The 25,066-nt window shown below is 56.8% G+C and carries 24 protein-coding genes; 18 read left to right on the top strand and 6 right to left on the bottom strand.

The window, feature by feature from the left end:
• Positions 1-12: 12 nt before the first annotated feature.
• Genes tamA through PAG01S_RS10245 form a run of 3 tightly spaced genes read left to right on the top strand, consistent with a single transcriptional unit; the run spans position 13 to position 5,848 of the window.
• Positions 13-1,728, top strand: a complete 1,716-nt coding sequence (gene tamA / locus PAG01S_RS10255) for an autotransporter assembly complex protein TamA (protein ID WP_170933480.1) — start codon at positions 13-15, stop codon at positions 1,726-1,728.
• Positions 1,725-5,492 carry an autotransporter assembly complex protein TamB gene (tamB, locus tag PAG01S_RS10250; protein WP_062758506.1) on the top strand — a complete coding sequence of 1,256 codons (3,768 nt, stop codon included), beginning with the start codon at positions 1,725-1,727 and terminating at the stop codon, positions 5,490-5,492. The genes tamA and tamB overlap by 4 nt, the downstream gene beginning before the upstream one ends.
• A gap of 2 nt (positions 5,493-5,494) precedes the next feature.
• Positions 5,495-5,848 (top strand): gamma-glutamylcyclotransferase family protein, encoded by a 354-nt coding sequence (locus tag PAG01S_RS10245; protein WP_010256451.1) that lies wholly within the window; start codon positions 5,495-5,497, stop codon positions 5,846-5,848.
• 59 nt (positions 5,849-5,907) lie between these two features.
• On the opposite strand, the gene ppa is transcribed toward PAG01S_RS10245, so the two are convergent.
• The 3 genes from ppa to PAG01S_RS10230 form a co-directional block, all read right to left on the bottom strand.
• The gene (ppa, locus tag PAG01S_RS10240; protein ID WP_003855519.1) at positions 5,908-6,438 is read right to left on the bottom strand and encodes an inorganic diphosphatase; all 531 of its coding nucleotides are present in this window, start codon (positions 6,436-6,438) and stop codon (positions 5,908-5,910) included.
• A 100-nt stretch (positions 6,439-6,538) separates the two neighbouring features.
• A complete protein-coding gene (locus PAG01S_RS10235; protein WP_003855520.1) occupies positions 6,539-6,988 on the bottom strand; it encodes a DUF441 domain-containing protein in 450 nt (149 codons plus the stop codon).
• 61 nt (positions 6,989-7,049) lie between these two features.
• Positions 7,050-7,460, bottom strand: coding sequence for a lysozyme inhibitor LprI family protein (locus PAG01S_RS10230; protein ID WP_062758503.1), 411 nt, complete (start codon positions 7,458-7,460; stop codon positions 7,050-7,052).
• A 169-nt stretch (positions 7,461-7,629) separates the two neighbouring features.
• Between PAG01S_RS10230 and PAG01S_RS10225 the strand changes: the two genes are divergently transcribed.
• A complete protein-coding gene (locus PAG01S_RS10225) occupies positions 7,630-9,189 on the top strand; it encodes a methyl-accepting chemotaxis protein (RefSeq protein WP_010256457.1) in 1,560 nt (519 codons plus the stop codon).
• Between the two features lie 63 nt (positions 9,190-9,252).
• Here PAG01S_RS10225 and fbp read toward each other — a convergent pair whose 3' ends face one another.
• Positions 9,253-10,260 (bottom strand): class 1 fructose-bisphosphatase, encoded by a 1,008-nt coding sequence (gene fbp / locus PAG01S_RS10220; RefSeq protein WP_010256459.1) that lies wholly within the window; start codon positions 10,258-10,260, stop codon positions 9,253-9,255.
• A gap of 168 nt (positions 10,261-10,428) precedes the next feature.
• On the opposite strand from fbp, the gene mpl reads away from it, so the two are divergent.
• Positions 10,429-11,781 (top strand): UDP-N-acetylmuramate:L-alanyl-gamma-D-glutamyl-meso-diaminopimelate ligase, encoded by a 1,353-nt coding sequence (gene mpl, locus PAG01S_RS10215; RefSeq protein ID WP_010256463.1) that lies wholly within the window; start codon positions 10,429-10,431, stop codon positions 11,779-11,781.
• Between the two features lie 354 nt (positions 11,782-12,135).
• Positions 12,136-12,876 (top strand): oligogalacturonate-specific porin KdgM family protein, encoded by a 741-nt coding sequence (locus PAG01S_RS10210; RefSeq protein WP_010256466.1) that lies wholly within the window; start codon positions 12,136-12,138, stop codon positions 12,874-12,876.
• A gap of 40 nt (positions 12,877-12,916) precedes the next feature.
• On the opposite strand, the gene yjgA is transcribed toward PAG01S_RS10210, so the two are convergent.
• Positions 12,917-13,462: a ribosome biogenesis factor YjgA gene (gene yjgA / locus PAG01S_RS10205; protein ID WP_010256467.1), complete on the bottom strand. Its 546-nt coding sequence runs from the start codon at positions 13,460-13,462 to the stop codon at positions 12,917-12,919.
• Between the two features lie 115 nt (positions 13,463-13,577).
• Between yjgA and pmbA the strand changes: the two genes are divergently transcribed.
• The 11 genes from pmbA to PAG01S_RS10150 all read left to right on the top strand — a co-directional run bounded on the left by pmbA (position 13,578) and on the right by PAG01S_RS10150 (position 23,274).
• On the top strand, positions 13,578-14,918 hold the full coding sequence (gene pmbA / locus PAG01S_RS10200) for a metalloprotease PmbA (protein ID WP_010256470.1): 1,341 nt from the start codon (positions 13,578-13,580) through the stop codon (positions 14,916-14,918).
• A 63-nt stretch (positions 14,919-14,981) separates the two neighbouring features.
• Positions 14,982-15,368, top strand: a complete 387-nt coding sequence (gene cybC / locus PAG01S_RS10195; RefSeq protein ID WP_010256473.1) for a cytochrome b562 — start codon at positions 14,982-14,984, stop codon at positions 15,366-15,368.
• Between the two features lie 295 nt (positions 15,369-15,663).
• Positions 15,664-16,011 carry a glycine dehydrogenase gene (locus tag PAG01S_RS10190; RefSeq protein WP_022623928.1) on the top strand — a complete coding sequence of 116 codons (348 nt, stop codon included), beginning with the start codon at positions 15,664-15,666 and terminating at the stop codon, positions 16,009-16,011.
• Between the two features lies 1 nt (position 16,012).
• Positions 16,013-16,369 (top strand): SFCGS family glycine-rich protein, encoded by a 357-nt coding sequence (locus PAG01S_RS10185; RefSeq protein WP_010256477.1) that lies wholly within the window; start codon positions 16,013-16,015, stop codon positions 16,367-16,369.
• A gap of 2 nt (positions 16,370-16,371) precedes the next feature.
• Positions 16,372-16,671 (top strand): DUF4312 family protein, encoded by a 300-nt coding sequence (locus PAG01S_RS10180; protein WP_010256479.1) that lies wholly within the window; start codon positions 16,372-16,374, stop codon positions 16,669-16,671.
• Positions 16,672-16,798: 127 nt separating this feature from the next.
• Positions 16,799-17,575 (top strand): DUF4311 domain-containing protein, encoded by a 777-nt coding sequence (locus tag PAG01S_RS10175; protein ID WP_010256480.1) that lies wholly within the window; start codon positions 16,799-16,801, stop codon positions 17,573-17,575.
• An 11-nt stretch (positions 17,576-17,586) separates the two neighbouring features.
• Positions 17,587-18,228 carry a DUF4310 family protein gene (locus PAG01S_RS10170; protein WP_010256482.1) on the top strand — a complete coding sequence of 214 codons (642 nt, stop codon included), beginning with the start codon at positions 17,587-17,589 and terminating at the stop codon, positions 18,226-18,228.
• A 43-nt stretch (positions 18,229-18,271) separates the two neighbouring features.
• Positions 18,272-19,402: an amidohydrolase/deacetylase family metallohydrolase gene (locus tag PAG01S_RS10165; protein WP_062758500.1), complete on the top strand. Its 1,131-nt coding sequence runs from the start codon at positions 18,272-18,274 to the stop codon at positions 19,400-19,402.
• Positions 19,386-20,507, top strand: a complete 1,122-nt coding sequence (locus PAG01S_RS10160; RefSeq protein ID WP_062758498.1) for a DgaE family pyridoxal phosphate-dependent ammonia lyase — start codon at positions 19,386-19,388, stop codon at positions 20,505-20,507. The genes PAG01S_RS10165 and PAG01S_RS10160 overlap by 17 nt, the downstream gene beginning before the upstream one ends.
• Complete coding sequence (gene dagF, locus PAG01S_RS10155; RefSeq protein WP_062758495.1) at positions 20,504-21,244, top strand: 2-dehydro-3-deoxy-phosphogluconate aldolase; 741 nt, start codon at positions 20,504-20,506, stop codon at positions 21,242-21,244. The genes PAG01S_RS10160 and dagF overlap by 4 nt, the downstream gene beginning before the upstream one ends.
• A 107-nt stretch (positions 21,245-21,351) precedes the next feature.
• Entirely contained in the window at positions 21,352-23,274 is a 1,923-nt protein-coding gene (locus tag PAG01S_RS10150; RefSeq protein ID WP_031594357.1) for a BglG family transcription antiterminator, read from the top strand.
• Between the two features lie 9 nt (positions 23,275-23,283).
• On the opposite strand, the gene PAG01S_RS10145 is transcribed toward PAG01S_RS10150, so the two are convergent.
• A complete protein-coding gene (locus PAG01S_RS10145) occupies positions 23,284-24,183 on the bottom strand; it encodes a LysR family transcriptional regulator (RefSeq protein WP_010256496.1) in 900 nt (299 codons plus the stop codon).
• A 129-nt stretch (positions 24,184-24,312) separates the two neighbouring features.
• Here PAG01S_RS10145 and PAG01S_RS10140 point away from each other — a divergent pair, with 129 nt between their 5' ends.
• Positions 24,313-25,017, top strand: a complete 705-nt coding sequence (locus PAG01S_RS10140; RefSeq protein WP_010256500.1) for a pirin family protein — start codon at positions 24,313-24,315, stop codon at positions 25,015-25,017.
• The last annotated feature ends 49 nt before the right edge of the window (positions 25,018-25,066 follow it).

The raw sequence follows: 25,066 nt of genomic DNA, 5'->3' as shown, positions 1-25,066 counted from the left end.
TATGTTTATTGCATGGCTGGCCTGCTGCTTGCCGCGCCCGCCCTTGAGGCGGCGACAGTGCGATTACAGGTAGACGGCTTATCCGGGGATCTGCAAAAGAATGTCAGAGCGCGTCTGTCCACCATCGGCAGCGATGAGGTCTCGAATGATGGCCGCTTTCGCGCGCGCGTTTCTGTTGCGATAAAAGAGGGGCTGCGCGCGCTCGGTTATTACGAGCCCACCATCGATTTTGAATCCCGCCCCGCGCCTGCGCAGGGGGGACGACCGGTATTAGTGGCACACGTAACGCCTGGTGAACCGGTAAAAATCGGCGGCAGCACGATTGTGGTCGAAGGCGATGCGCGCAATGACGCGGATTACAAAGCCTGGGTGAAGCAGGGACGCCCTGAAGTGGGCAGCCAGCTTAACCACGGGCAATATGACAAATTCAAAAGCGGCTTCTCTAATCTCGCACTGCGTAACGGCTATTTCGATGGCACGTTTAAAAAAAGCCAGCTTGGTGTCTCGGTGGAGCGGCGTGAAGCGTTCTGGGATATCGACTACGACAGTGGCGAACGCTATCGCTTCGGCGACGTTACTTTCCAGGGATCGCAAATTCGCGAAGAGTACCTGCAAAACCTGGTGCCGTTTAAAGAGGGGGACTACTACAGCTCCCGCGATTTAGCCGAGCTGAATCGCCGCCTCTCCGCCACCGGCTGGTTTAATTCGGTGGTGGTCGCGCCGGAATTCAGCAAGGGACGACAGACCAAAGTGCTGCCGCTGAGCGCAGTAATGTCACCCCGCACCGAAAACACCATTGAAACCGGCGTCGGCTATTCCACAGACGTCGGTCCGCGCCTGAAAGGGACCTGGAAAAAACCGTGGATCAACGACAGCGGTCACAGCCTGGCGGCCAGCGCCTACGTTTCCGCGCCGGAACAGCAGGTCGATCTCAGCTATAAAGTACCGCTGCTGAAAAGCCCGCTTGAGCAGTACTACACCTTCTCCGGCGGCCTGAAGCGCACCGACCTCAACGACACCAAAGCGGATACCACGACGCTTGCGATGTCGCGCAACTGGGACAGCAGTAGTGGCTGGCAGAAGGCGGTCAACCTGCGCTGGAGCCTGGATCACTTTACTCAGGGCAGCGTGACCAACACCACTATGCTGCTCTATCCTGGCGTCAGCGTAAACCGTACCCGTTCCCGTGGCGGCCTGATGCCGACCTGGGGCGATTCACAGCGCTATTCGGCAGACGTCTCTGATACCACCTGGGGTTCAGACGTCGACTTCCTGATCCTGCAGGCGCAAAACGTCTGGATCCGTACCCTTGGCGACAGTCATCGCTTTGTGGCACGTGGCAATCTGGGCTGGATCGAAACCAACAACTTCGACAAAGTGCCGCCGGATCTGCGCTTCTTTGCCGGTGGTGACCGCAGTATTCGTGGCTACAAATACAAAAATATTTCACCGCGCGATGATGACGGCAAACTCACCGGTGCATCAAAACTCGCCACCGGATCGCTGGAATATCAGTACAACGTCACCGGGAAATGGTGGGGCGCGGTGTTTGTCGACTCGGGCGAAGCGGTTAACGACATCAAGCAAAGTAACGTCAAAACCGGTGCGGGCGTCGGCGTGCGCTGGTCTTCACCGGTTGGCCCAATCAAATTTGATATCGCCAGACCCATCGGGGATGACGAAGAGCATGGATTACAATTTTACGTAGGGCTGGGGCCAGAACTATGAAGCTGTGGAAAAAGGTCCTGATCGGCATTCTGATCTTTCTGGTCGTGCTGTTGGGTGGGGTGGCATTTTTAATCGGTACCACGCCTGGGCTGCATTTAGTGCTCAAAGGTGCGTCGCGCTGGGTGCCGGGCCTGTCAATCAAGCAGGTCGATGGGGGCTGGCGTAACCTGACCCTTAACGGTCTGCGTTACGAAATGCCCGGCGTCAGCGTCGATGCCGGGCAAATTCATCTGGCGGTGGATCTCAACTGCCTGCTGCACTCCTCCGTGTGCGTTAACGATGTCTCCCTGCGCGATATCAGCGTGGTGGTCGACAGCAAGAAAATGACGCCAGCGGCACCAGCGCCGGAAGAGGAGAGTGGCAACACTAACCTCAGCACGCCATACCCCATCACGCTGCGTCACTTTGGCCTGCACAATATCAATGTCAAAGTTGATGACACCGCAATATCGCTGCTCGACTTCACCACCGGCCTGCAGTGGCAGGATCGTGCGCTGACGCTGAACCCGACCCATATTCAAAGCCTGCTGATTGCGTTGCCGAAAGCGGCGAAAGTGGTCAATGACGAGGTGGTAGAACCGAAAGTCCAGCAGCCACATCCCGCTGAAAAACCGCTGGGTGAAACGCTGCAGGCGATGTTTGCGCAACCCCTACTGCCTGAGATGCCTGATTTCCGTCTGCCGCTGGATATTGAGGTGCAGCAGATTCTGGGTGAACAGCTGCGCATTACCGGCGACACCGATATTTCCGTCAGCCGGTTGCTGCTGAAAGCCAGAACCGCCGATCGTCAGATGCAGCTCAGCACGCTGGAGGTGGACTCGAACCTCGGCAACCTGAAGGGTAGCGGTCAGGCGACGCTGGCGGATAACTGGCCGGTCGATTTCTCCCTTAACGGCACAGTGAATACCGATCCGATTAAAGGCGAAAAGCTCGCGCTGAAACTTAATGGCGCGATGCGCGACGAGCTGAAGATGGGGCTGAACCTCTCCGGTCCGGTGAATGCGCAGCTGGACGCCACGACCCAGCTGGCGGTGGCGGGACTGCCGCTGTCACTGAAGCTGACCAGTCCGCAGTTACGCTGGCCGCTGACCGGTCCGGTAGCGTATCAGGCGGATAACCTGGACTATCAGTTCAAAGGCAAAGCCACCGACTATGTGATGTCGCTGCAGACTGCCGTGAAGGGTGAATCTGTACCACCGGCGACGATCTCGCTGACGGGTAAAGGCAACGTTGAGCAGTTCAGCCTCGACCGCCTGCGCGTGGCTGCGCTGCAGGGCAATATCGATCTCACCGCGCTGGTGGACTGGAGCAAGGCGATAAGCTGGCGCAGTGAGCTGACGCTGGCGGGAATTAATACCGCTAAACAGTATCCCGACTGGCCAGCAAGGCTGGATGGCAAAATCACCACCCGCGGCAGTCTGTATGGTGGCAGCTGGCAACTGAGCGTGCCGCAGCTACAGCTGAAAGGCAATGTGAAACAGAACGCCGTGACCGCTGATGGCTCCCTGACCGGTAACAGCTACAACCAGTGGACGGTGCCGGGCATTAAGCTGGCGCTGGGACGCAACCATCTGGATGTTAAAGGGGCGCTGGGCGACAGTCTGGATCTCGATGCCAGTATCGACGCACCCCAGCTCGACAATGCGCTGCCGGGTCTGGGCGGCGTCATCAACGGCACAATAAAAGCGCGGGGTACCCTGAAGGCACCGCAGCTGCTGGCCGATCTTAATGCCCGTGGTCTGCGCTGGCAGCAGATGCAGATCAATCGCGTCACCCTGAATGGCGACGTCCGTTCCGGCGAGCAGGTGGCGGGTAAACTGCAACTGCGCGTCGAGCAGCTGAAGCAGGATGCGCTGAACATCAGCCTGCTGACGCTGAACGCGGACGGCAATGAGCATCAGCATCAGCTGAAGCTCAATGTGCAGGGCAAACCGGTCTCTGGCCAGCTGGCGCTGAACGGCAGCTTTGATCGCCAGACGGAGCGCTGGAAAGGGTCGCTGAACGACACCCACTTTGATACGCCAGTCGGTGAGTGGCGTCTGACCCGCGCCATGGCCATCGACTATCTGAACAGCCGCCAGACGGCCACCATCGGCCCACACTGCTGGCAGAACCCCAATGCGCAAATTTGTGTGCCGGAGCCGGTTGAAGCGGGCCCGGCAGGCAAGGCGCATGTGGTGCTGAATCGCTTTGACCTGGCGATGGTGAAGCCGTTTATGCCGGATGCGACTCAGCTTAGCGGCCTGTTCAGCGGCGACGTGCGCGTCAACTGGACTGCCGATGGCAGCCTGCCGACCGGTACCGTGGCGCTGAAGGGCAACGGCGTGAAAGTGGTGCAGGATGTGCAGGGCAACAATCTGCCGATCGCCTTTGACACGCTGACCCTCAATGCCGCGCTGCGAAACGGACGCGCCCAGCTCGACTGGCTGATCCGCATCGCCAATAACGGTCAGCTGGATGGTAACGTGCAGATCGACGATCCGCAAAACCGCCGCACGCTCGGCGGTAACGTCAACATCCGCAATGTCTCGCTGGCGATGCTCAATCCGGCGCTGATGCAGGGCGAGAAGATCAAAGGCAGCCTGAACAGCAGCCTGCGCCTGGGCGGCAGCGTGCAGCAGCCGCAGGTATTTGGTCAGCTTGGCCTGACGGGTGTGGATGTGGATGGCAACTTTATGCCGGTTGACCTGACCAGTGCCAACCTGAATCTGGTGTTTAACGGCATGAGCTCTACCCTGAACGGGCTGGTGCAGACCGGGCAGGGCAATATCAACCTCAGCGGTAACGCAGACTGGAGCCAGCTCGACAACTGGCGTGCGCGCATTGCGGCGCAGGGCAGCCGGGTTCGCGTGACCGTGCCGCCGATGGTGCGCATGGATGTCTCGCCGGATCTGGTGTTTGAAGCGACGCCAGCGGCCTTTAACCTTGATGGCCGGGTCGATATTCCATGGGCGCGCATCACGGTGCAGGAAGTGCCGGAAAGCGCCACTGGCGTTTCGTCGGATGAGGTGTTGCTGGATAAACAGCTGAAGCCGATTGCACCGCAAACCGCCGCGATTCCGATTAACAGCAATCTGGTGATCCACGTCGGCAACGATGTGCGACTCTCTGCGTTTGGCCTGAAAGCGAAGCTGAATGGCGATCTGAAAATGGTGCAGGATAAGTCAGGACTCGGCCTGAACGGTCAGATCAACATTCCGTCCGGTCGCTTCCACGCTTATGGTCAGGATCTGATCGTGCGTAAAGGCGAGCTGCAGTTTGCCGGTCCGCCGGATCAGCCTTACGTCAACCTGGAAGCCATCCGTAACCCGGATGCCACCGAAGATGGCGTCACCGCGGGTCTGCGCGTCACTGGCCTGGCGGATGAGCCAAAAGCGGAAGTCTTCTCCGATCCGGCGATGTCGCAACAGGAAGCGCTTTCCTATCTGCTGCGCGGTCAGGGATTGGGCAGCGACGGCGACAGTAACGCCCTCACTTCAGCACTTGTTGGCTTAGGGGTTGCACAAAGTGGGCAGGTTGTGGGTAAAATCGGGGAGACATTCGGTGTCAGCAATCTCGCTGTTGATACTGCCGGTGTTGGCGACAGCCAGCAGGTGCAGGTCAGCGGCTATGTGCTACCGGGTCTGCAGGTAAAATACGGTGTTGGCATATTTGATTCACTGGCGACGTTAACCTTGCGTTACCGCCTGATGCCTAAACTCTATCTGGAAGCCGTGTCCGGTGTGGATCAGGCTCTCGATTTGCTCTATCAGTTTGAGTTTTAGCAATGCGAATAATTGTCTACGGCAGTTTACGGCGCAAACAGGGAAACAGTCACTGGATGACGAATGCGCAGTGGCTGGGTGATCACCAGATTGAAGGCTTTGAGCTTTACAGTCTGGGCCATTATCCCGGCGTGATTGAGGGCAATGGAGCGGTACATTGTGAGGTGTACCGCATTGATGCCTCAACCCTTGCGGAGCTGGATGCGCTTCGCACCAAAGGGGGAGAGTACAAACGTTATCTGACTCAGACGCCGTTTGGCAGTGCATGGCTTTATGTCTATCAACGCTCAGTGGCAGGACGCCAGCGCATCATGAGTGGTGACTGGCTGAAGCGCGATGAGGAGCCAGAGGCCTGAACAAAAACACCGTCCATCCGGACGGTGTTTTTTTTTCGACTCACAAACCGGCAGCAGAATTACTTCTTCTGTGCGCGCTCGTAAGAGGAGATGATTTCAGCTTTAGCGGCTTCGGCATTATCCCAGCCATCCACTTTCACCCATTTGCCTTTTTCCAGATCTTTGTAGTGCTCAAAGAAGTGGGTGATCTGTGCACGCAGCAGTTCTGGCAGGTCGTTCACATCTTTGATGTGATCGTACTCTTTAGAGAGTTTGGTGTGCGGAACGGCAACCAGTTTGGCATCTTCGCCAGACTCGTCGGTCATTTTCAGCACGCCAACCGGACGGCAGCGGATCACTGAGCCTGGAACCAGTGGATACGGGGTCGGAACCAGTACGTCAACCGGATCACCATCCAGAGAAAGGGTATGGTTGATGTAGCCGTAGTTGCACGGATAGAACATGGCGGTAGACATGAAACGGTCTACAAACAGGGCACCAGACTCTTTATCAACTTCATATTTGATCGGATCAGCATTCGCTGGGATCTCAATGACAACGTAGATATCTTCTGGCAGGTCTTTACCTGCTGGCACCTGGTTCAAACTCATCTGGCATTCCTTCAGTAGTCGTATGTTGAGTGTCGGCTATTATAGCCAACTGACTCTGAAAGTATGCCCCCTTTTTGGCGTTTCGGAATGCGCCCAAACGCTACTTAGCCGCCACAAACAGCGAAACAATGCCTGCGGCAATCAGTGGTCCTACCGGCACCCCACGGAAGAACGCCACGCCAATCACCGTACCAATCAGCAGACCACCAATCACCGAAGGCTGGACGCTCATAAAGTTCACGCCACGGCCGCCCAGCCAGGCGACAAAGATCCCCACCAGAATCGCCACAATCGACTTCCAGTTAGCAAACGACTTGATCAGCGCAGAGGCGGGCAGTGAGCCGCTTGCCAGCGGGGCCATCACCGCCACGGTAAGAATAATGATGCCTAAGGTAATGCCCTGTTTTTCTACGTAGGGGAAGAACTGAGCCAGCGGGGTAATTTTAATCGCCAGCAGCACCAGAATTGAAATTGTGACTGCGTTGTTGTGAACGAAATAACTCAGCACGGCAAGGCAAATCAGAATGATGGTCGAGGCGTAAGCAGCCATGGTTTCTCCCTGAAGGTTAATGAGCGCGCTGACTTCAGCCAGCGCAAAAACCGGTTATCGATCAGCAGTCATCGGGGTTAGCACAGCTGCCTTTACCAAGTGACTGCAGCATCAGTGCCTGATTGCGCACCAGGCTCAGGCTCTGAGCGCTCAGCGCCACGCTGCCCAGCGAGCCTTGTGTACTGAGCTGGCTGCGGTTCGCCTCAAGCCAGCTGTCGCGGTAGCTCAGCCAGGCGCGTTGCGCGGCACGCAGTTTGTTTTTAGGTTCGCCGGAGAGGGTTTTCATCAGTTTGTTGTACTGCTTATTCATCTCCTGATCCCAGGCCCGATTAGCCGCAGCGTAGCACTGGTTCATGGCAAGGGTAGTAGAGGCGTCATTGAGGCAGCGATCGGGCGAGGCGTCTGTCGGCAGATCCTCTGCCAGCGCCGCCGTGCTGAGGCACAGCAGCATCAGAAGTAATCCTGGTTTCATTCTTTTCTCCGGATAACGGATAAGCGGCGATTAGCTTGATGGATGTTCCCGTGATGATCAAGTTGTTAACACTAATCAGGGTTAAAGTTTCGCGCCGTTACTGCCGATACTTCATCCGTTTTAGGGCCGCTGGAAAATTTGCCTTTTCACATACACGGAAACTATCTGGATGAAACAGTTATCACTTCGCACGGGGTTGCTGGCATTGCTGGCATTTATGACACTGCTGCTGTTGGCGGTGAGTTTTATGGGTATCGTGGCAATTAACAAAGGGAATCGCTCGCTGGATGTGATCAACCGCATTCAGGGGATCGAGCTGAACAGTCTTTACCAGAGCAATGCCGATCTGATGCGGGCCCGCGCTAACGCCGCGCTGGCGGTGCGTAAAATTGAAATTGGTTTGCTGGAAGAGGGGGCGGCAGTAACAAAACTGTCGCAGGCGGATGTGGTCTCATCACAGCAAAGCCTGAAGCGTTTTGTGGACGCCGGAACGGTGACGGCGCACGGCAAAAAGCTGGCCGATGCGGTTTCGGCCAGTTACAAAGCCTATCTCGATCAGGGCATCAAACCAATGATGAACGCCCTGGATAAGCAATATACCGACGAGTATTACCAATTGCTGGAAGGCAACCTGGCGACGCTGGCGGCCAGCTATAACAAGGCCGTCACGGACTTCAGTCAGCTGGCCGATCAGATCACCCAGGCCCAGCTGGCGCAGGCGGCCTACAACGAAACCAAAATGAAAATCCTGATCGCCGTGGCGGTGGTATTAACACTGCTGCTGCTGGTGCTCGCCTGGCAACTGCTGCGCCGGATGCTGCTGCAGCCGCTGAACCTGGCCATTCTCCATCTTGAGCAGGTCGCGGCGGGCGACCTCTCGCAGGCGCTGCCACCGTCGGGCAACAATGAGCTGGGGCGGCTTAATCATGCGCTCGCCGGGATGCAGCAGTCGTTGCGTACCTCGGTGAGTCAGGTGCGCGAAGCGAGTATGCAGATCGACATCGGCAGCCGTGAACTGGCCGCGGGCAACGTCAATCTGTCGCAGCGTACCGAAGAGTCCGCCGCCTCGCTGGAGCAGACTGCCGCCAGCATGGAGCAGCTCACGGCAACCGTGCGGCTTAACGCCAGCAATGCCCAGCAGGCGCACCAGCTGGCTAACGCGGTCTCTGATACTGCCGATCGCGGCGCGGAGGTAGTCTGCTACGTGATGGAAAAAATGCATGAGATTACCGACAGTGCCAATCGTATCGGCGACATTCTTGGCGTGATTGATGGTATCGCCTTCCAGACCAATATCCTGGCACTCAACGCCGCCGTTGAAGCGGCGCGCGCAGGCGAGCAGGGCCGTGGCTTTGCGGTGGTGGCAAATGAAGTGCGCACGCTGGCGCAGCGCAGCGCTAACGCGGCCAAAGAGATCCGTACGCTGATTAGTGATTCACAGTCGAGGGTGAAAGAGGGCAGCGAGATGGCGACGCGGGCCGGGGAAACCATGGATGAGATTTCTGGTGAGGTCATGCGCGTAACGGCACTGATGAAAGAGATCTCGATGGCCTCCGACGAACAGAGCCGTGGCATTGAGCAGGTTAATCTGGCGGTCACACAGATGGATGCGGCGGCGCAGCAGAACGCGGCGCTGGTAGAGCAGGCCACCGCCGCGACCCAGTCGCTGGAAGCGCAGTCCGATCAGCTTCAGGCAACCATGGCGCAGTTCAGGTTGCAGACGGCGTAAAAACAGCAAGGGCGCGAAAATCGCGCCCTTACTTTTTATATGACTTTTTATACCACTGCCGGATTAACCCTGACGGCAATCCGGGAACTCGGCCAGGAAACGCTCAACGTCGTTCACCATCGCCTCGTTACCGCAGTAGAACGGACAGCGCTGGTGCAGCGTGACCGGTGGAATATCCAGAATACGCTTCTGACCGTCGCTGGCTTTACCGCCCGCCTGCTCTGCCAGGAACGCCATCGGGTTGCACTCATACAGCAGACGCAGCTTACCCTGAGGATGGCTGGCGGTGCTTGGGTAGAGGTAGATGCCGCCTTTCAGCAGGTTACGATGGAAATCCGCGACCAGCGATCCGATGTAACGTGAGGTATAAGGACGGTGCGTTGGCAGATCCTCTTCCTGACAGAACTTCAGATATTTCTTCACACCCTGCGGGAAACGAATGTAGTTACCTTCGTTAATGGAGTAGGTGTAACCCGTTGGTGGATAGGTCATACGTTCGTGGCTGAGGCAGAACACACCCAGAGACGGATCGTAAGTAAACGCATGCACGCCTGCACCGGTGGTATAAACCATCATGGTGGAGGAGCCGTAAACCACGTAACCGGCAGCGACCTGCTTGTTGCCTGGCTGCATGAAGTCAGCTTCAACAACCGGCGTACCCGGCTCGCTGACGCGGCGGTAGATAGAGAAAATGGTGCCGACGGAAACGTTAACGTCGATGTTAGAAGAACCATCCAGTGGATCCATTAACACCACGTACTTACCGTTTTCTTCACCTTCAAAGATCACAAACTCGTCTTCTTCCTCAGAAGCGATACCGGCGACGATGCCACGTGCTTTCAGTGCTGCCTTCAGTTTCTCGTTGGCAAACAGATCAAGTTTCATCTGCTGCTCACCCTGAATATTCTCGACGCCGCTGGCACCCAGAATATCCACTAAACCGGCTTTGTTGATATCGCGGTGGATGATTTTGGCACCCAGCTTAATAGCGGAAATCAGCGCTGTCAGTTCACCTGTAGCGTGCGGAAAGTCATGCTGCTTCTCGACGATAAATTCGCCCAACGTTTTCATAACACATTCCCTGAATCTTCGATGGAGTGGCAGCACGCGTAACAGTCTGCCAACGGATGCGTACGCAGTTTAGCCGATTGAACTTCAAAAACCATAGTCCTAATCCGTTTCTTCCATCTGCGAGCGGCGTTACACTGTGCGCCGAACTTTTGAGTAATGGATCACGTAATGCGCATTCACATCCTCGGGATTTGTGGCACTTTTATGGGCGGTCTGGCGATGCTGGCCCGTTCACTTGGTCATCAGGTGACCGGATCAGACGCCAACGTTTACCCACCTATGAGTACTCTGCTTGAACAGCAAGGTATTGAATTAACAGAAGGTTACGACGCCAGTCAGCTTGACCCGGTGCCTGACCTGGTGATAATCGGCAACGCGATGACGCGGGGTAATCCTTGCGTGGAAGCGGTGCTGGAACGCAACATTCCTTACCTCTCTGGCCCGCAGTGGCTGCACGATTTCGTGCTGCGCGATCGCTGGGTGCTGGCGGTCGCGGGAACCCACGGCAAAACCACCACAGCCGGCATGGCAGCGTGGATTCTTGAGGCCTGCGGCCTTGAGCCAGGCTTTATTATTGGTGGTGTGCCCGGAAACTTCGATGTCTCGGCAAAATTAGGAAAAAGTCCATTCTTCGTGATTGAGGCGGATGAGTACGACTGCGCGTTTTTCGATAAGCGTTCCAAGTTTGTCCATTACTGCCCACGTACGCTGATCCTCAATAATCTTGAGTTTGATCACGCCGATATCTTTGACGATCTGCGCGCGATCCAGAAGCAGTTCCACCATCTGGTGCGGATCGTACCGGGCCAGGGCAAGATCCTGCTGCCGGAACATGATCCTAACCTCAAACAGGTGATGGCGATGGGCTGCTGGAGCGAACAGGAGAACGTCGGCGAGCACGGGCGCTGGCAGGCGAAGAAGCTCACCAACGATGCGTCTCACTGGGAAATCTGGCTCGACGGCGAAAAAGTCGGGGAAGTGAACTGGGCGCTGGTGGGTGAACACAATATGCACAACGGGCTGATGGCGATCGCTGCCGCGCGCCATGTGGGTGTGAAGCCGGAAGATGCAGGCCAGGCGCTGAACAGCTTTATCAATGCGCGTCGACGGCTGGAGCTGCGCGGCGAAGTGAACAGCATCAAAGTCTATGATGACTTCGCCCACCATCCGACCGCGATTCTGGCGACGCTGGCTGCCCTGCGTAGCAAAGTTGGCGGCAGAGCGCGTATCCTGGCTGTGCTGGAGCCACGCTCTAATACCATGAAGATGGGCGTCAGCAAGAACGATCTGGCACCGTCGCTGGCGCGTGCTGATGAGGTCTTTCTGTTCCAGCCGCACCATATTCCGTGGCAGGTATCAGATGTCGCAGAAGCGTGCATTCCGCCTGCGCACTGGAGCGCGGATATCGATACCCTGGTGGAAATGGTGGCCAAAGCCGCTCAGCCAGGCGACACGATTCTGGTCATGAGCAACGGCGGGTTTGGTGGCATCCACCAGAAGCTGCTGGACAGGCTGGCATAATGTCACAGGCGCCCGTTTCGGGCGCTTTTTTTTAAAAGCATTATCTCCGGAAATATTATTCCCTCAATAAATCCCGCATATTTTTGAATTCGATCTGCTCACTCTTCCTGCCGTTGCCATATTTTTCTTATTAGTGTCTGAAACAGAAAGGCCGCTCTCGCCGGTTATTTCTAGCATCATTCCTGATGTTGCTGAGGAATAATAATTAAAGCCTTAACGTTAAAGGAATAAATAACGGGTTATCTTTATGCGCGGTCTTATATTGATGAGGGTTTTAAATATAAGTTAACTCTGGGTTAAACGAATGAGTTCGGATAATTCATTGCTCTGATTACCACTAATAAGGATGTTCATATGGGAAATAATAATTCATTGTCGTTTTTGCTGGGCGCCGCGTTATTATGCAGTTCTGCTGCGGCGCTGGCCACGGCCACCGTTGATTACCGGCATGAGTACCGCCTTCGCGACCGCACGCACTACGACAAGCTGGGTCTGAGCACCACGCTGCCGGACAATATGTTTCTCGGGGTCGAAACCAAATTCAAAACCGGCGGCGCCGATCCAAAAGACAAATATTATAACGACACCGTGTTAAATGTGGTGGAGGTGACCTTTCTGAAGTCGTATTACTGGGGAAACTGGACAGTGTCGCCTTTTATTCAGCCAGAGTTTAACTCCTCGCGCACTGAATGGAAATTTGGTGTGGCACCCTGGTATAAATTTAATGATCGCTGGTCTCTCGGTGGCCTTTATCGTCTTGAGCTGACCGATTATGCGCATGACGATCAATGCCGCACCGGCGGTATTGATTATTGCGATACTGACCGGCATCGCACTGCCAACCGTTTTGATCTCTATCTGCGAAATAAAAGCGATCGGCTGACCACCACCTATAAGCTGGTGTATAAGCACGCGGATGCGAAACTCTTTGCCAATAAACATGACGATTACGAACAGGAGTTACAGTTCGATTATGCGCTTGGCAACGATCGCGTCTGGGTGCCTTACGTCACCTTTGGCGATATCGGACGTTCTGCGACATCGAGCGAACGCCAGCTGCGGCTGCGCACCGGTATTCTCTATATCTATCGATAAATGCGCTGCCGGGAGGCGGGCGAGGCTGCCCGCCATGGCGTTACTTCGCTTCGGCCAGTTCGCGCAGATACTGGAAAATCTGACGGGCAGACTTCGGCGGCTTGCTGCCCGCTTTCTCTTTCTGCGCGTTACGGATCATGCTGCGTAACTGCTGACGATCGGCATCGGGATAAAGCGCAATCACGTCGCCCATCGCTTCATCACCCTGTTCAATCAGACGATCGCGCAGCATTTCCAGTTTATGGAACAGCGCAACCTGCTGGTTATGGCGATTATTGAGCTTATCCAGCGCAACGCGGATCGGCTCCACATCAATACTGCGCAGCAGTTTACCGATCAGCTGCAGCTGACGACGGCGACCCTCTTTCTTGATGCGCTGTGCCAGTTCCACTTCGGTACGCAGGCGTTCATCCAGCGGGATTTTATCCAGCGAGTTTTTACCCAGATCAACCAGTTCAGCACCCAGGCGCTTTAACTCTTCTGCATCGCGTTTAATTTCACTCTTACTGACCCAGATAATCTCTTCATCTTCTTCTTCGTCATTATCTGGCACATCGTCGAGCCACTCATCGGGCTGTTTGGTCATTTCCGGGCTCCCAAAAAAAAGAGGCTAATCCTACCAGTTTATCGGGTGACTGCGAAATTGTTCTCTGACTCTGATAGACTCAAATCATTCACACATAAGATTAGACGGCAGGTCGATGAACGTATCTACTCAGGTTGCAGAACAGCGAAAAGTACTGGAGCAGGCCATTGCGCAGGCACTTGAACTGGCTAAAGCAAGCACTGACAGCGCGGAAGTGGCAGTCAGTAAAACCACCGGCATCGGGGTCAGCACCCGCTATGGCGAAGTGGAAAACGTCGAATTCAACAGCGACGGTGCGCTGGGCATCACCGTCTATCATCAGAATCGTAAAGGCAGCGCCTCATCGACCGACCTCAGCCCGGACGCGATCAAACGCACCGTGCAGGCGGCGATTGATATTGCGCGCTATACCTCGCCCGATCCCTTTGCCGGTCCGGCCGACGCAGAGCTGCTGGCCTATGATGCGCCAGACCTGGATCTCTACCATCCTTGGGAGATTGATGCTGACCGCGCCATTGAACTGGCTGCGCAGGCGGAACAGGCATCACTGCGCGCCGACAAGCGTATTACTAACACTGAAGGTGGCAGCTTCAACAGCCACGTCGGCATCAAAGTCTTTGGCAACAGCCACGGTATGTTACAGAGCTACTGCTCAAGCCGTCACTCGCTCTCCAGCAGCGTGATTGCCGAGCAGGATGGTAATATGGAGCGCGACTACGCCTACACCATTGGGCGCGCGTTTGAAGATTTGAAGAGCCCGGAGTGGGTCGGTGCAGAGTGCGCGCGCCGCACGCTCTCCCGTCTGGCACCGCGTAAACTTCCGACCATGAAAGCCCCGGTGATTTTCGCCTCAGAAGTGGCAACCGGCTTATTTGGTCATCTGGTTGGCGCGATCAGCGGCGGCAACGTTTACCGTAAATCGACCTTCCTGCTGGATTCTATGGGTCAGCAGATCCTGCCGGAGTGGCTCACCATCAATGAACAGCCGCATCTGCTGAAAGGGCTCGCCTCCACGCCATTCGACAGCGAAGGGGTGCGTACCCAGGCGCGCGACATCATCAAAGATGGCGTGCTGCAGACCTGGCTGTTAACCAGCTACTCAGCCCGCAAACTGGGCCTGACCAGCACCGGTCACGCTGGCGGCATTCATAACTGGCGCATTGCGGGCCAGGGCCACAGCTTTGACGACCTGCTGAAGCAGATGGGCACCGGGTTAGTGGTGACCGAACTGATGGGACAGGGCGTCAGCGCCATTACTGGTGATTACTCACGCGGTGCGGCCGGGTTCTGGGTCGAGAATGGCGTTATTCAGTACCCGGTCAGCGAAGTGACTATCGCCGGAAATCTCAAAGAGATGTGGCGCAATATGGTGACCATCGGTGACGATATTGAAACCCGCAGCAATATCCAGTGCGGTTCAGTGTTACTGCCTGAGATGAAGATAGCGGGACAATAAAGATGGATTCCTGAAGCAGCCGGTTGGCTGCTTTTTTTTCATCACAATAAAAAGGAAGTAATGATGCGTAAGCATGTGATTGCAATGTTGTCGGCTTCTCTGTTGTTCTCCAGCGTCAGTCTCTATGCGGCGGATCTGGAGCAGGATATGGATACACTGAATGCGAACCTGAAAATCGTCAAAAAAAGTGACAATGCCCAGGAGATGCAGCAGGCGCTGACCAAAATGCGTGCCGCGGCACAGGATGCGCGACAGGGCACGCCGGATAAGCTGGAAGGCCAGCCGGCTGACAGCCCACAGGTGAAAGATTTCCATGCCGGTATCGACTCACTGATCGCGCAGATCGATGTGGTCAGCGCGCTGGCGAAAGCCAACAATGTGGACGGGGCGAAACGCGAAGCAGCGAAGTTCGACGACATCCGCAATACCAACCATAAGAAATTCCGTTAATCAGATCGCCGGCCAGCCAGGCCGGCGGTTTTTTACCATCACTTCTGCTTATTACCGCACCCTGAACCCCCGCGCGTCCGGCTTGTCGCCGCACAACATCACCGCTTTTCTCGGTTAAATCCATCAAATAACGCATTCTGCGACGCGTGTCGCACTAAGCATGCAGCCTGCGATCTGACGCACAACCTTCACTTCAATTTCCACTTGCTGCTGGAAATGTTGCCTCTCCACAGCCGGGGCGATGACCGCTAATTTGTTTTTAACGCGAATTATCCGGTTTAACAGGAGTAGCAAGGTGAGTAATAACGGCGTCCCGGTGTATGAAGCGGCACCTGAGAAAGTGCAACAGCTGGCTGACAGCGTGATGACGCAGATTGCTGCGATCTATCAGCAGCAGGGTATTCAGCCCAATGCGGTTCAGCAGCAGATGCTGCAATCGCATGTCGGTGCCATGGCGTCACGCTCGCTGAGCGGTGAGCCGCTGCCGGAAGTGGAAGCGGAGCTGTTTGAGGATATTCCGCCGGAAACGTTAGCGCTGGCGCAGCAGGTCGTCGATCTGTTTGGCAATCTGCCCCGCGAAGAGGCCTGGCTGCTGTCAGTGCATATTGAAGTCGCGCGATCAAACAACCAGAGAGGAACATAAGATGGTAACAGTAGTGATTGGCGATCGTTTAGGTAAAGGACAGAAAGTGGCTGCGGGCATCGAAAAAGCGGGTGGCCGTGCCGTCGTGGTGCCAGGTGTCGCCGCTGACATGAAACTGGGTGACGTGATGAAGGCGGAAAACGCCGATTTCGGCATCTCGTTCTGCGGCAGCGGCGGCGCCGGTGCTATCACCGCTCAGAACAAATATGGCTACAAAGCAAAACATGGCATGCGTTCTGTCGACGAAGGCGTCACCGCCATTAATGAAGGTGCCACGGTGCTGGGCTTCGGCTTTATGGATAAAGAAGAGTTAGGCGAGCGGCTGGTGCAGGCCTGGAACAAGAAGCACGGCAGCTGATTATGAAAGAACAATACGTTACCCAGGTGACGGTCGAGGGCAAAGGCGACACCAAAGCGAAAGCCTTTGCCGATGCCCTGAGTCGTGTGCAGAACCAGGTTCTGCGCGCGACGCAAAAAATTCTGCTGCGCATTGAACCTCAGGATGTCCGGGTGCTGCGCGCGCAGGAGAGCGTCAAAACCGAGAAGTTTCTCTTCTTCTTTCTGGCGCGCCAACGGCGGAGCTTCAGCGTCACGCTGGAGATCACCGTCAGCGTCACCGTTTTCGACACCGAACAGGTGGCGTTCACGGCGGCATCGTAAAACAGAGCCTGTTAACGCCAGCCAGCCGTTTGCCCGATGCTCTGCTGTCGCGACATCGCGATGATCAGGCGTGGGCGATGCGGCGGCGTGGATAGGGCAGGTAAAAACGACAACAAGGTACAACAACATGTTTTTAATCATTTTGTTTAAGTCGTTGATCATTGGCGGGCTGGTAGGGGTCGGCGTCGGTGCGGGTGCTGCGCGCATGTTCCACGCGCCAACCACTCAGGGCATGGGCGCTTTCCGTACGCTGGGCGAGCTGAACTCGTGCGAGGGCGATCCGGCATCCCACTTCTCCTTTGGTCTTGGCTTCTTTTTCAATGCCTGGGCATCGTCGGTTGCAGCCGGTTCATTCACTCAGGATGTGGATCATCGCATCATTCCAAACTGGGGTGCGGCCGCCTTGATGGTGAAGAATCGTAATGTGGCAGAGACGCTGCACGATCCGAAAAAAATGGCCATCGCCTGCGGCATCATCGGCATGATCGTGGTCGCCTTCCTCAACTCCACCGCCTCGGCTGTTCCGGCTGCGCTGCAGGTCACGGCGGTCAAAGTGCTGGTGCCCGCCGCTAACCTGCTGGTGAACACCGTCATGCCGGTGATCTTCTGGCTGGCGGCGATCGACGCGGGCAGAAAGTCAGGCTTCTGGGCCACCATTTTTGGCGGTCTGGCGCAGCTGATCATGGGCAACGCCGTGCCGGGACTGGTGCTGGGTATCCTGATCGGTAAAGGCGTGGAAGAGAGCGGCTGGAACCGGGTCACCAAAGTCATGATGACCGCCATCGTGCTGCTGTTTGTGCTGAGCGGCTTCTTCCGTGGTTTCGATATGAAGCTGCTGCAGTCCTTCCAGCTCGGCATTCCCGGCTGGCTCGACATGATCCATAACTCAGTCAGCGGCAAATAAGAGGCGATGCGATGAACGAAAATAAAGGCTTCTGGTACGCCGACTGGTCTTTCCCGATCTTTGTTGGCCTGCTCTCTTCTGGCGTCTTTGCCGGGACACACATGTATTACCTCTATGGCATCGGCGCGTTCAATGAAGTGGCGTTTGTGTCGATGCTGCGCGCAGGCATGGAGACCGGCGTCTACGGCGCGGTCGCCGCCTTTGGTGCCAGCTTCCTGTTCGCCCGTATCATCGAAGGCTCGCTGGTGGGCATTCTGGATATCGGCGGGGCGATTCAGACCGGCGTCGGGCTGGGCGTTCCGGCACTGCTGCTGGGTGCGGGCATTGTCTTCCCGGTGGCGAACTTCGCTGCCTCGCTGGCGACGGGCCTGGTGATTGGTGTGGCGATTGGCTACCTGATTATTCTGGCGCGTAAATTCACCATCAATCAGAGCGACTCAACCTACGGCGCAGACGTGATGATGGGTGCGGGTAATGCCTCGGGGCGCTTTCTGGGGCCGCTGATCATCCTGTCAGCCATGGCGGCATCCATTCCGATTGGCCTGGGTTCGCTGCTGGGCGCGCTGCTCTTCTATCTCTGGAACAAGCCCATTACCGGCGGCGCCATCCTCGGCGCGATGATCCTTGGGGCACTGTTTCCGATTGCTCTCTGATCTCACCGGCAGCCCGGCAGCGGGCTGCTGTTAAGGAGAAACCATGTACGACTTGATTATTCGCGGTGCGCGTCTCAGCGATGAGCAGGTGGTCGACATTGCGCTGCAGGATGGCCGTATCGCCGCCATAGGCAAGGTGCAGGGTAACGCGCAGCACGAGCGCGATCTGGCTGGCCGTTACTACCTCAGCGCAGGCTGGATCGACTCCCACGTTCACTGCTATCCCAAATCACCAATTTATCATGATGAAGCGGATGCGATTGGTGTTGCGCATGGCGTCACCACGGTTGTCGATGCGGGCAGCACCGGCGCAGAGCACATTGATGACTTTTACCGGCTGACTCGCGCGGCACAGACCCAGGTTTATGCGCTGATCAATATCGCCCGCACCGGCATCGTCATCCAGAATGAGCTGGCTGACATGACGCAGATAGATGGCGAGGCGGTGCAGCAGGCGGTGGCTCGGCTGCCCGATTTTATTGTCGGCCTTAAGGCGCGCATCAGCAGCAGCGTGGTGGGCGAGAATGGTGTGCAGCCGCTGATCAAAGCGAAGGCGATCCAGCAGCAAACCGGCGGGCTGCCGCTGATGGTTCACATTGGCAATAATCCGCCCAATCTCGACCAGATTGCGGATCTGCTCACCACGGGTGACATCATCACGCACTGCTTTAACGGCAAACCCAACCGTATCCTGACGCCGCAGGGCGAGCTCAAAGCGGCGGTAAAACAGGCTATCGCGCGTGGCGTCAAACTTGATGTCGGCCACGGCAGTGCCAGCTTCAGCTTTGAAGTCGCCCGCGCGGCGATTGCGCAGGGCATTCTGCCCGACACCATCAGCTCTGACATTTACTGCCGCAATCGTCTGGCCGGACCGGTTCACAACCTGGCGCATGTGATGTCGAAATTTTTCAGTGTCGGTATGACCCTGCCGCAGGTGATTGACTGCGTAACGCTCAATGCGGCGGCAGGACTGCGCCTGCAGCGCAAAGGCCAGCTGAAAGTGGGCTACGACGCCGATCTGACAGTGTTTAGCGTCAAAGAGGAAACCCGGCCATTCATCGATTCAGAAGGTGAACAGGTCGCAGGTGAGAAGCATCTGGTCCCGCTGGCGGCCGTCGTTGCTGGTACGTGGATCGCGACTGAAGAAGGAATAGCGCATGACCTCGGTATATGAAAAGTATGGCCTGAAGCCGGTGATTAATGCCTCTGGCCGTATGACGATCCTCGGCGTCTCTACGCCATCGAGTGAGGTGATCGATACGGTGAAATATGGCCTCGATCACTACTTCGAAATGAAAGATCTGGTGGATAAGACCGGTGCTTATATCGCAGGTCTGCTGAAGGTGGAGAACGCGCTGGTGGTCTCCTGCGCCTCGGCCGGTATCGCCCAGAGCGTGGCGGCGGTGATTGTGAAAGACAACGACTGGCTGGTGGATAACCTGCATGCCGCGCCGCTGACTGTCCCGCACCAGATTGTGGTGCCGAAAGGGCACAACGTGAACTATGGCGCACCGGTCGGCAGCATGGTGGCACTGGGTGGCGGGCAACTGGTGGAAGCGGGTTACAGCAACGAGTGCTCACCCGCCCAGCTTGCGGCGGCGATCACCCCACAGACCGCGGCGATCCTTTATGTAAAATCGCACCACTGTGTGCAGAAGAGCCATCTCGATGTGGCGCAGGCCGCAGCCGTTGCGCGCCAGCATGGCGTCCCGCTGATCGTCGATGCGGCGGCGGAAGAGGATCTGCAATGCTACTACCAGGCGGGTGCCGATCTGGTGATCTACAGCGGAGCAAAAGCGATTGAAGGGCCGACCAGCGGACTGGTGATTGGCCGACACCACTACGTTGAGTGGGTCAAACGCCAGACCAACGGCATTGGCCGCGCGATGAAAGTGGGCAAAGAGGGGATCCTGGGGCTGACCCAGGCGATTGAAAACTATCTGACGCAGCCAAAAATCAGTGGTGCGCAGATGGTGGAAAAAATGACGCCGTTCATTGAACAGCTCAACAGTCTGAATGGCGTGACGGCCCGGGTAGTGTGGGACGCAGCCGGACGCGACATCGCCCGTGCTGAGATCAAGTTCGACGAAGCCGCGATCCAGCAGCGCACCGGCGATCTGGTGCAGGCGCTGAAAAACGGCGAGGTGGCGATCTACTTCCGCGGCTACAAAGCCAACGAAGGGATCATTGAGGCGGACGTGCGCAGCGTCAGCGCCGATCAACTGCACACTATTTTCACCCGCATTCAGGCACTGTTAAACGGAGAGAAAAACGCATGACGCTGACCCCCAATTTCTATCAGGATCGTCTCTGCCTTAACGTACTGGCGGGATCGAAAGAGAATGCGCGCGCCATCTGGCAGGCGGCAGAAGGGCATGTGCTGGTCGGCGTGCTGTCGAAAAACTACGCCAGCAATGAAGCCGCTATCGCCGATATGCGCGAGTATGCCGCGCTGATCGATAATGCGCTCTCGATTGGTCTGGGTGCGGGCGATCCCAACCAGTCACAGATGGTGAGTGAGCTCGCGGCAGTGCTGCAACCGCAGCATGTGAATCAGGTCTTTACCGGCGTCGCCACCAGCCGTGCGCTGCTGGGGCAGTCGCAGACAATAGTGAACGGTCTGATCTCGCCCACCGGTACGCCAGGTCAGGTGAAAATCTCCACCGGACCGCGCAGCTCAAAACAGCGTGACGGGATCGTGCCCGTCGAAACGGCGATCGCGATGCTGCAGGATATGGGCGGCAGCTCGGTAAAATATTTCCCGATGGGCGGTCTGCAGGCGGTGGATGAGTATCGCGCTGTGGCGGAAGCCTGTGCGAAACAGGATTTCTGGCTGGAGCCAACCGGCGGCATCGATCTGGAAAATTTCGGTGAGATCGTGCGCATTGCGCTGGAGTCGGGCGTCAGCAAAGTGATCCCGCACGTCTACAGTTCGATCATCGACAAAGCCAGCGGAGAGACCCGCGTTGAAGATGTGAAGCAGTTGCTGGCCATCTGTAAAACGCTGCTGGCTTAGAGATCAACACGATCTGCCTGCAACAGGCAGATCGCGCAACATGGACGTTGCGAGACGATCTCCGTAGGCTGATGTTCCCTATTTCTGTCTGCAAACAGGTAACGCTTGTGAGATTTCCCAATCAGCGCCTTGCGCAACTGTTCGATGCCATGCAAAACGAAACGCTGCCTCAGGATGAGCTGGCGCGGCGTTTCGCCGTCTCGACACGCACCGTGCGTACCGATATCACGGCGCTGAATGCGCTGCTGGCAGAACATGGCGCGCAGTTTGTCCTCAATCGCGGCGCGGGCTATCAACTGAAGATTGAGGATGCTCAGCGCTTTCAGCATCTGCAACAGCATACCGCGTCGCCGCTGCGGGTGCCGCGCACCTCGCCGGATCGGGTTCGCTACCTGCTGACCCGCTTTCTTACCGCCGCTTATTCCCTGAAACTTGAAGAGCTGGCAGAAGAGTGGTTTGTCAGCCGCGCCACCCTGCAGAATGATATGGCGGAGGTGCGCGAATGGCTGGGGCGCTATCACCTCACCATTGAGAGCAAGCCACACTACGGCATGAAACTGTTTGGCAGCGAAGTGGCAATTCGTACCTGCCTGACCGACCTGTTATGGCAAATTGATCAGGCGCAGCCCGAGAGCCCGCTGCTCACTATCGAAGCGCTGAACAGCGGCATGCTGGAGACGCTGCGCCCGCTGCTGCAAAGCTGTTTTGCTCAGCACAACATTCGGCTCAGCGATGAGGGTGAACGCTATCTGCGGCTTTACTGCGCCGTGGCGGTGCGGCGCATCAGTGAAGGCTATCCGCTTAACGATCCGGGTGCAGAGGAGATTGGTGATGAGGTGCGTGAAGCGGCCCATCACCTGATTAATCTGATGCGTCCGCTGGTCAGCAAACCGATTTCACCGGCGGAAGAGAACTGGCTGCGGGTCAATATCGCCGCGCGACGCATTCAGGCGATTGCTCCCAGCGCCATCAATGCTGATGACGCCGACGCGCTGGTGGATTATCTGCTTAGCTTTATCAACACGCATTACAACTTCAATCTGCAAAACGATCAGCAGCTGCGTGCTGACCTGCTCACCCACATCAAAACCATGATTACGCGGGTGCGCTATCAGATTCATATTCCCAACCCGCTGCTCAGCAACATCAAACAGCACTATCCCATGGCCTATGATGTCACCTTAGCGGCGGTGACCAGCTGGGGAAAATATACCCCTTACGTCATCACCGAGAATGAGATTGGCTTTCTGGTATTGCATATCGGTGTCGGGCTGGAGCGCCACTATGACGTCGGTTATCAGCGTCATCCGCAGGTGCTGCTGGTCTGCGACAGCGGTAACTCTACGCTGCGAATGATTGAGGCGATGCTGCTGCGCAAATATCCGCAGTTGCAGGTCACGGCCCGCCTGTCTCAGCGCGAGTATGAGGCGCGCAGCCGCATCGACGAAGATTTTGTTATCTCTACCATCCGGCTCAGCGAAAAAGAGAAGCCGGTGGTGGTGATGTCGCCGTTTCCCACCGGTTTTCAGCTGGAACAAATTGGTAAGCTGGTGCTGGTGGACCGTACCCGGCCCTATATGCTGGCGAAGTTTTTTGATGCCCAGCACTTTCATATCGTCGACAGGCCGATGACCCAGTCTGAACTGTTTCGCCAGCTGTGCGATCAACTGGAGGCGGAGGGATTTGTGGATGCGGCGTTCTATCCGTCGGTTGAAGAGCGCGAAGCGATTGTCAGCACCATGCTCGGCGAAGGCATTGCGCTGCCGCACTCGCTGGGGCTGCTGGCAAAGAAAACCGTGGTTTACACCGTGCTGGCGCCGCACGGCATTGCCTGGGGAGACGATACCGCCTATGTCATTTTCCTGCTGGCGATCAGCAAAAGTGAATATGAAGAGGCGATGGCGATATACGATCTGTTTGTGACGTTCCTGCGTGAAAGGGCGATGACCCGCCTGCGGGACAGCACCGATTTCACCCGCTTCAGGGCAGTGGCGATGGATTGCCTGAGCCGCTCCTGGCCCTCGCCCTGAATCGGCGCTTTAGTTTTTCTTCGCCAGCAGGCGCGGGATCTCACGCAGGCACCAGGATTTGGCTTCGCCCATGCTGTCACGCCGCCACGCCATAATAATATCGACCTCGCGGGTATATTCCGGACTCACCACCCGCAGACGGCCTTCCGCAATATCCTGCTCCACCAGCGAATAGGGCATGGTCGCCACGCCCAGGCCAGCCAGCAGCGCACGGCGCTTATCGTCCATGCTGCTCACGGTCAGGCGCTGCTGCTTATCCAGTAACTGCACGGTCAGCACCGGACGCTCACGCGCGGTATCTGCGACCGCGATGCCACGGTATTTCACCCGCGTCACTTCAGACTGGGGTTCAGGCTCGTTATGAATCGGGTGGTCAGCACTGGCGACATAGACGCTCATCATGGTGTAGAGCTTGCGGGTGTTGATCTCGGTGGAGGCGCGGAAGTGCATATCGGGGGCAATCACGATATCGGCCCGGCCCTGTTCCAGCCGTTCCCATGCGCCCGCCAGCACTTCCGTCACCAGCGAAAATTGCGTATTGGCCTTGTCGGCCAGCCGCGTCACCAGCGGAAACAGCGCATCAACAGGTACCAGTGCTTCGGTGACGATGGTCAGATGGGTTTCCCAGCCACGTGCCAGCGCTTCCGCATCGGTGGTGAGCTTATCGGCTGCTTCCAGCAGCACCCGGCCACGCTCCAGCAGCATGCGTCCCACGTTAGTAAATTTGGTACGGTGACCGGAACGGTCAAACAGCACCACATCCAGCTCCTCTTCCAGCTTTTGCATGGTGTAGCTGAGGGCGGAAGGAACGCGCCCCAGTTCATCCGCCGCCGCGGCAAAACTGCCACGCCGATCAATCGCATCCATAACGCGTAAAGATTCAAGGGTTAACGCACGCTCTTTAGCCATCCCGGTTCTCTGTCAGGAAATTTGAACATGCCCGGCAGATTAACTGGCTAACAATCCGGCGTCCAGACTTTTACCATGGGAGCATATAGTCCGTGGCCGATCCTCGTCACCGGATGCTGGAGGTAAACAATGATAACGACACGCAGTGCGTCCGCATGTGGTCAGGCCGATTTCGGCTGGTTACAGGCGCGCTACAGTTTCTCTTTTGGCCACTATTTTGATCCCAAACTGATGGGGTACGCGTCACTGCGCGTACTGAACCAGGAAGTGCTGGCGCCGGGTGCCGCTTTTCAGCCGCGCACCTATCCACAGGTTGATGTGCTGAACATCGTGCTGCAGGGTGAAGCTGAATACCGCGACAGCGAAGGCAACACCATCAGCGTGCGGGAAGGGGAGGCGCTGCTGCTCTCTGCCCAGCCGGGTGTGAGTTACACCGAAATGAACCTGAGCAAAGATCGACCGCTGACACGCATGCAGCTCTGGCTGGCCGCCTGTCCGGAGCGCGAAAATCCGCGGATGCAGAAAATCGCCCTGACGGATGGCCGGTTGTCCCAGCTGATCGCCTCGCCGGATGGCATGGACGACAGTCTGCAACTGCGTCAGCAGGTGTGGATTCATCAGGTCGAGCTGGCACCAGGCGAAAAGCATTCGCTGCGGTTACAGGGGCCGCGTGCCTATCTGCAGTCGATTCACGGTTCGCTGGAAGCGATGTCCGGCACGGATCATCAGGAGAAGCTGGGCTGTGGCGATGGTGCCTTTTTGCAGGAAGAGAAGCTGTTGCAACTGACGGCGAAAACCGCGACCCGCGCACTGGTCATCGACATTCCCGTCTGAACATCGGGCAATAAAAAAGGCGGCCATGGCCGCCTTTTTTGCGTTTTGC

Origin of the sequence: Pantoea agglomerans NBRC 102470 (assembly GCF_001598475.1) — a bacterium.
Lineage (GTDB): Bacteria > Pseudomonadota > Gammaproteobacteria > Enterobacterales > Enterobacteriaceae > Pantoea > Pantoea agglomerans.
Note: the sequence above shows the minus strand (reverse complement) of the source record. Positions and strands in the feature narration are given on the sequence as shown.

Excerpts from the sequence above, each read along its gene's own strand:
- tamA (WP_170933480.1), top strand. The coding sequence starts at position 13 with ATGGCTGGCCTGCTGCTTGCCGCGCCCGCCCTTGAGGCGGCGACAGTG.
- tamB (WP_062758506.1), top strand. The coding sequence starts at position 1,725 with ATGAAGCTGTGGAAAAAGGTCCTGATCGGCATTCTGATCTTTCTGGTC.
- PAG01S_RS10245 (WP_010256451.1), top strand. The coding sequence starts at position 5,495 with ATGCGAATAATTGTCTACGGCAGTTTACGGCGCAAACAGGGAAACAGT.
- ppa (WP_003855519.1), bottom strand. The coding sequence starts at position 6,438 with ATGAGTTTGAACCAGGTGCCAGCAGGTAAAGACCTGCCAGAAGATATC.
- PAG01S_RS10235 (WP_003855520.1), bottom strand. The coding sequence starts at position 6,988 with ATGGCTGCTTACGCCTCGACCATCATTCTGATTTGCCTTGCCGTGCTG.
- PAG01S_RS10230 (WP_062758503.1), bottom strand. The coding sequence starts at position 7,460 with ATGAAACCAGGATTACTTCTGATGCTGCTGTGCCTCAGCACGGCGGCG.
- PAG01S_RS10225 (WP_010256457.1), top strand. The coding sequence starts at position 7,630 with ATGAAACAGTTATCACTTCGCACGGGGTTGCTGGCATTGCTGGCATTT.
- fbp (WP_010256459.1), bottom strand. The coding sequence starts at position 10,260 with ATGAAAACGTTGGGCGAATTTATCGTCGAGAAGCAGCATGACTTTCCG.
- mpl (WP_010256463.1), top strand. The coding sequence starts at position 10,429 with ATGCGCATTCACATCCTCGGGATTTGTGGCACTTTTATGGGCGGTCTG.
- PAG01S_RS10210 (WP_010256466.1), top strand. The coding sequence starts at position 12,136 with ATGGGAAATAATAATTCATTGTCGTTTTTGCTGGGCGCCGCGTTATTA.
- yjgA (WP_010256467.1), bottom strand. The coding sequence starts at position 13,462 with ATGACCAAACAGCCCGATGAGTGGCTCGACGATGTGCCAGATAATGAC.
- pmbA (WP_010256470.1), top strand. The coding sequence starts at position 13,578 with ATGAACGTATCTACTCAGGTTGCAGAACAGCGAAAAGTACTGGAGCAG.
- cybC (WP_010256473.1), top strand. The coding sequence starts at position 14,982 with ATGCGTAAGCATGTGATTGCAATGTTGTCGGCTTCTCTGTTGTTCTCC.
- PAG01S_RS10185 (WP_010256477.1), top strand. The coding sequence starts at position 16,013 with ATGGTAACAGTAGTGATTGGCGATCGTTTAGGTAAAGGACAGAAAGTG.
- PAG01S_RS10180 (WP_010256479.1), top strand. The coding sequence starts at position 16,372 with ATGAAAGAACAATACGTTACCCAGGTGACGGTCGAGGGCAAAGGCGAC.
- PAG01S_RS10175 (WP_010256480.1), top strand. The coding sequence starts at position 16,799 with ATGTTTTTAATCATTTTGTTTAAGTCGTTGATCATTGGCGGGCTGGTA.
- PAG01S_RS10170 (WP_010256482.1), top strand. The coding sequence starts at position 17,587 with ATGAACGAAAATAAAGGCTTCTGGTACGCCGACTGGTCTTTCCCGATC.
- PAG01S_RS10165 (WP_062758500.1), top strand. The coding sequence starts at position 18,272 with ATGTACGACTTGATTATTCGCGGTGCGCGTCTCAGCGATGAGCAGGTG.
- PAG01S_RS10160 (WP_062758498.1), top strand. The coding sequence starts at position 19,386 with ATGACCTCGGTATATGAAAAGTATGGCCTGAAGCCGGTGATTAATGCC.
- dagF (WP_062758495.1), top strand. The coding sequence starts at position 20,504 with ATGACGCTGACCCCCAATTTCTATCAGGATCGTCTCTGCCTTAACGTA.
- PAG01S_RS10145 (WP_010256496.1), bottom strand. The coding sequence starts at position 24,183 with ATGGCTAAAGAGCGTGCGTTAACCCTTGAATCTTTACGCGTTATGGAT.
- PAG01S_RS10140 (WP_010256500.1), top strand. The coding sequence starts at position 24,313 with ATGATAACGACACGCAGTGCGTCCGCATGTGGTCAGGCCGATTTCGGC.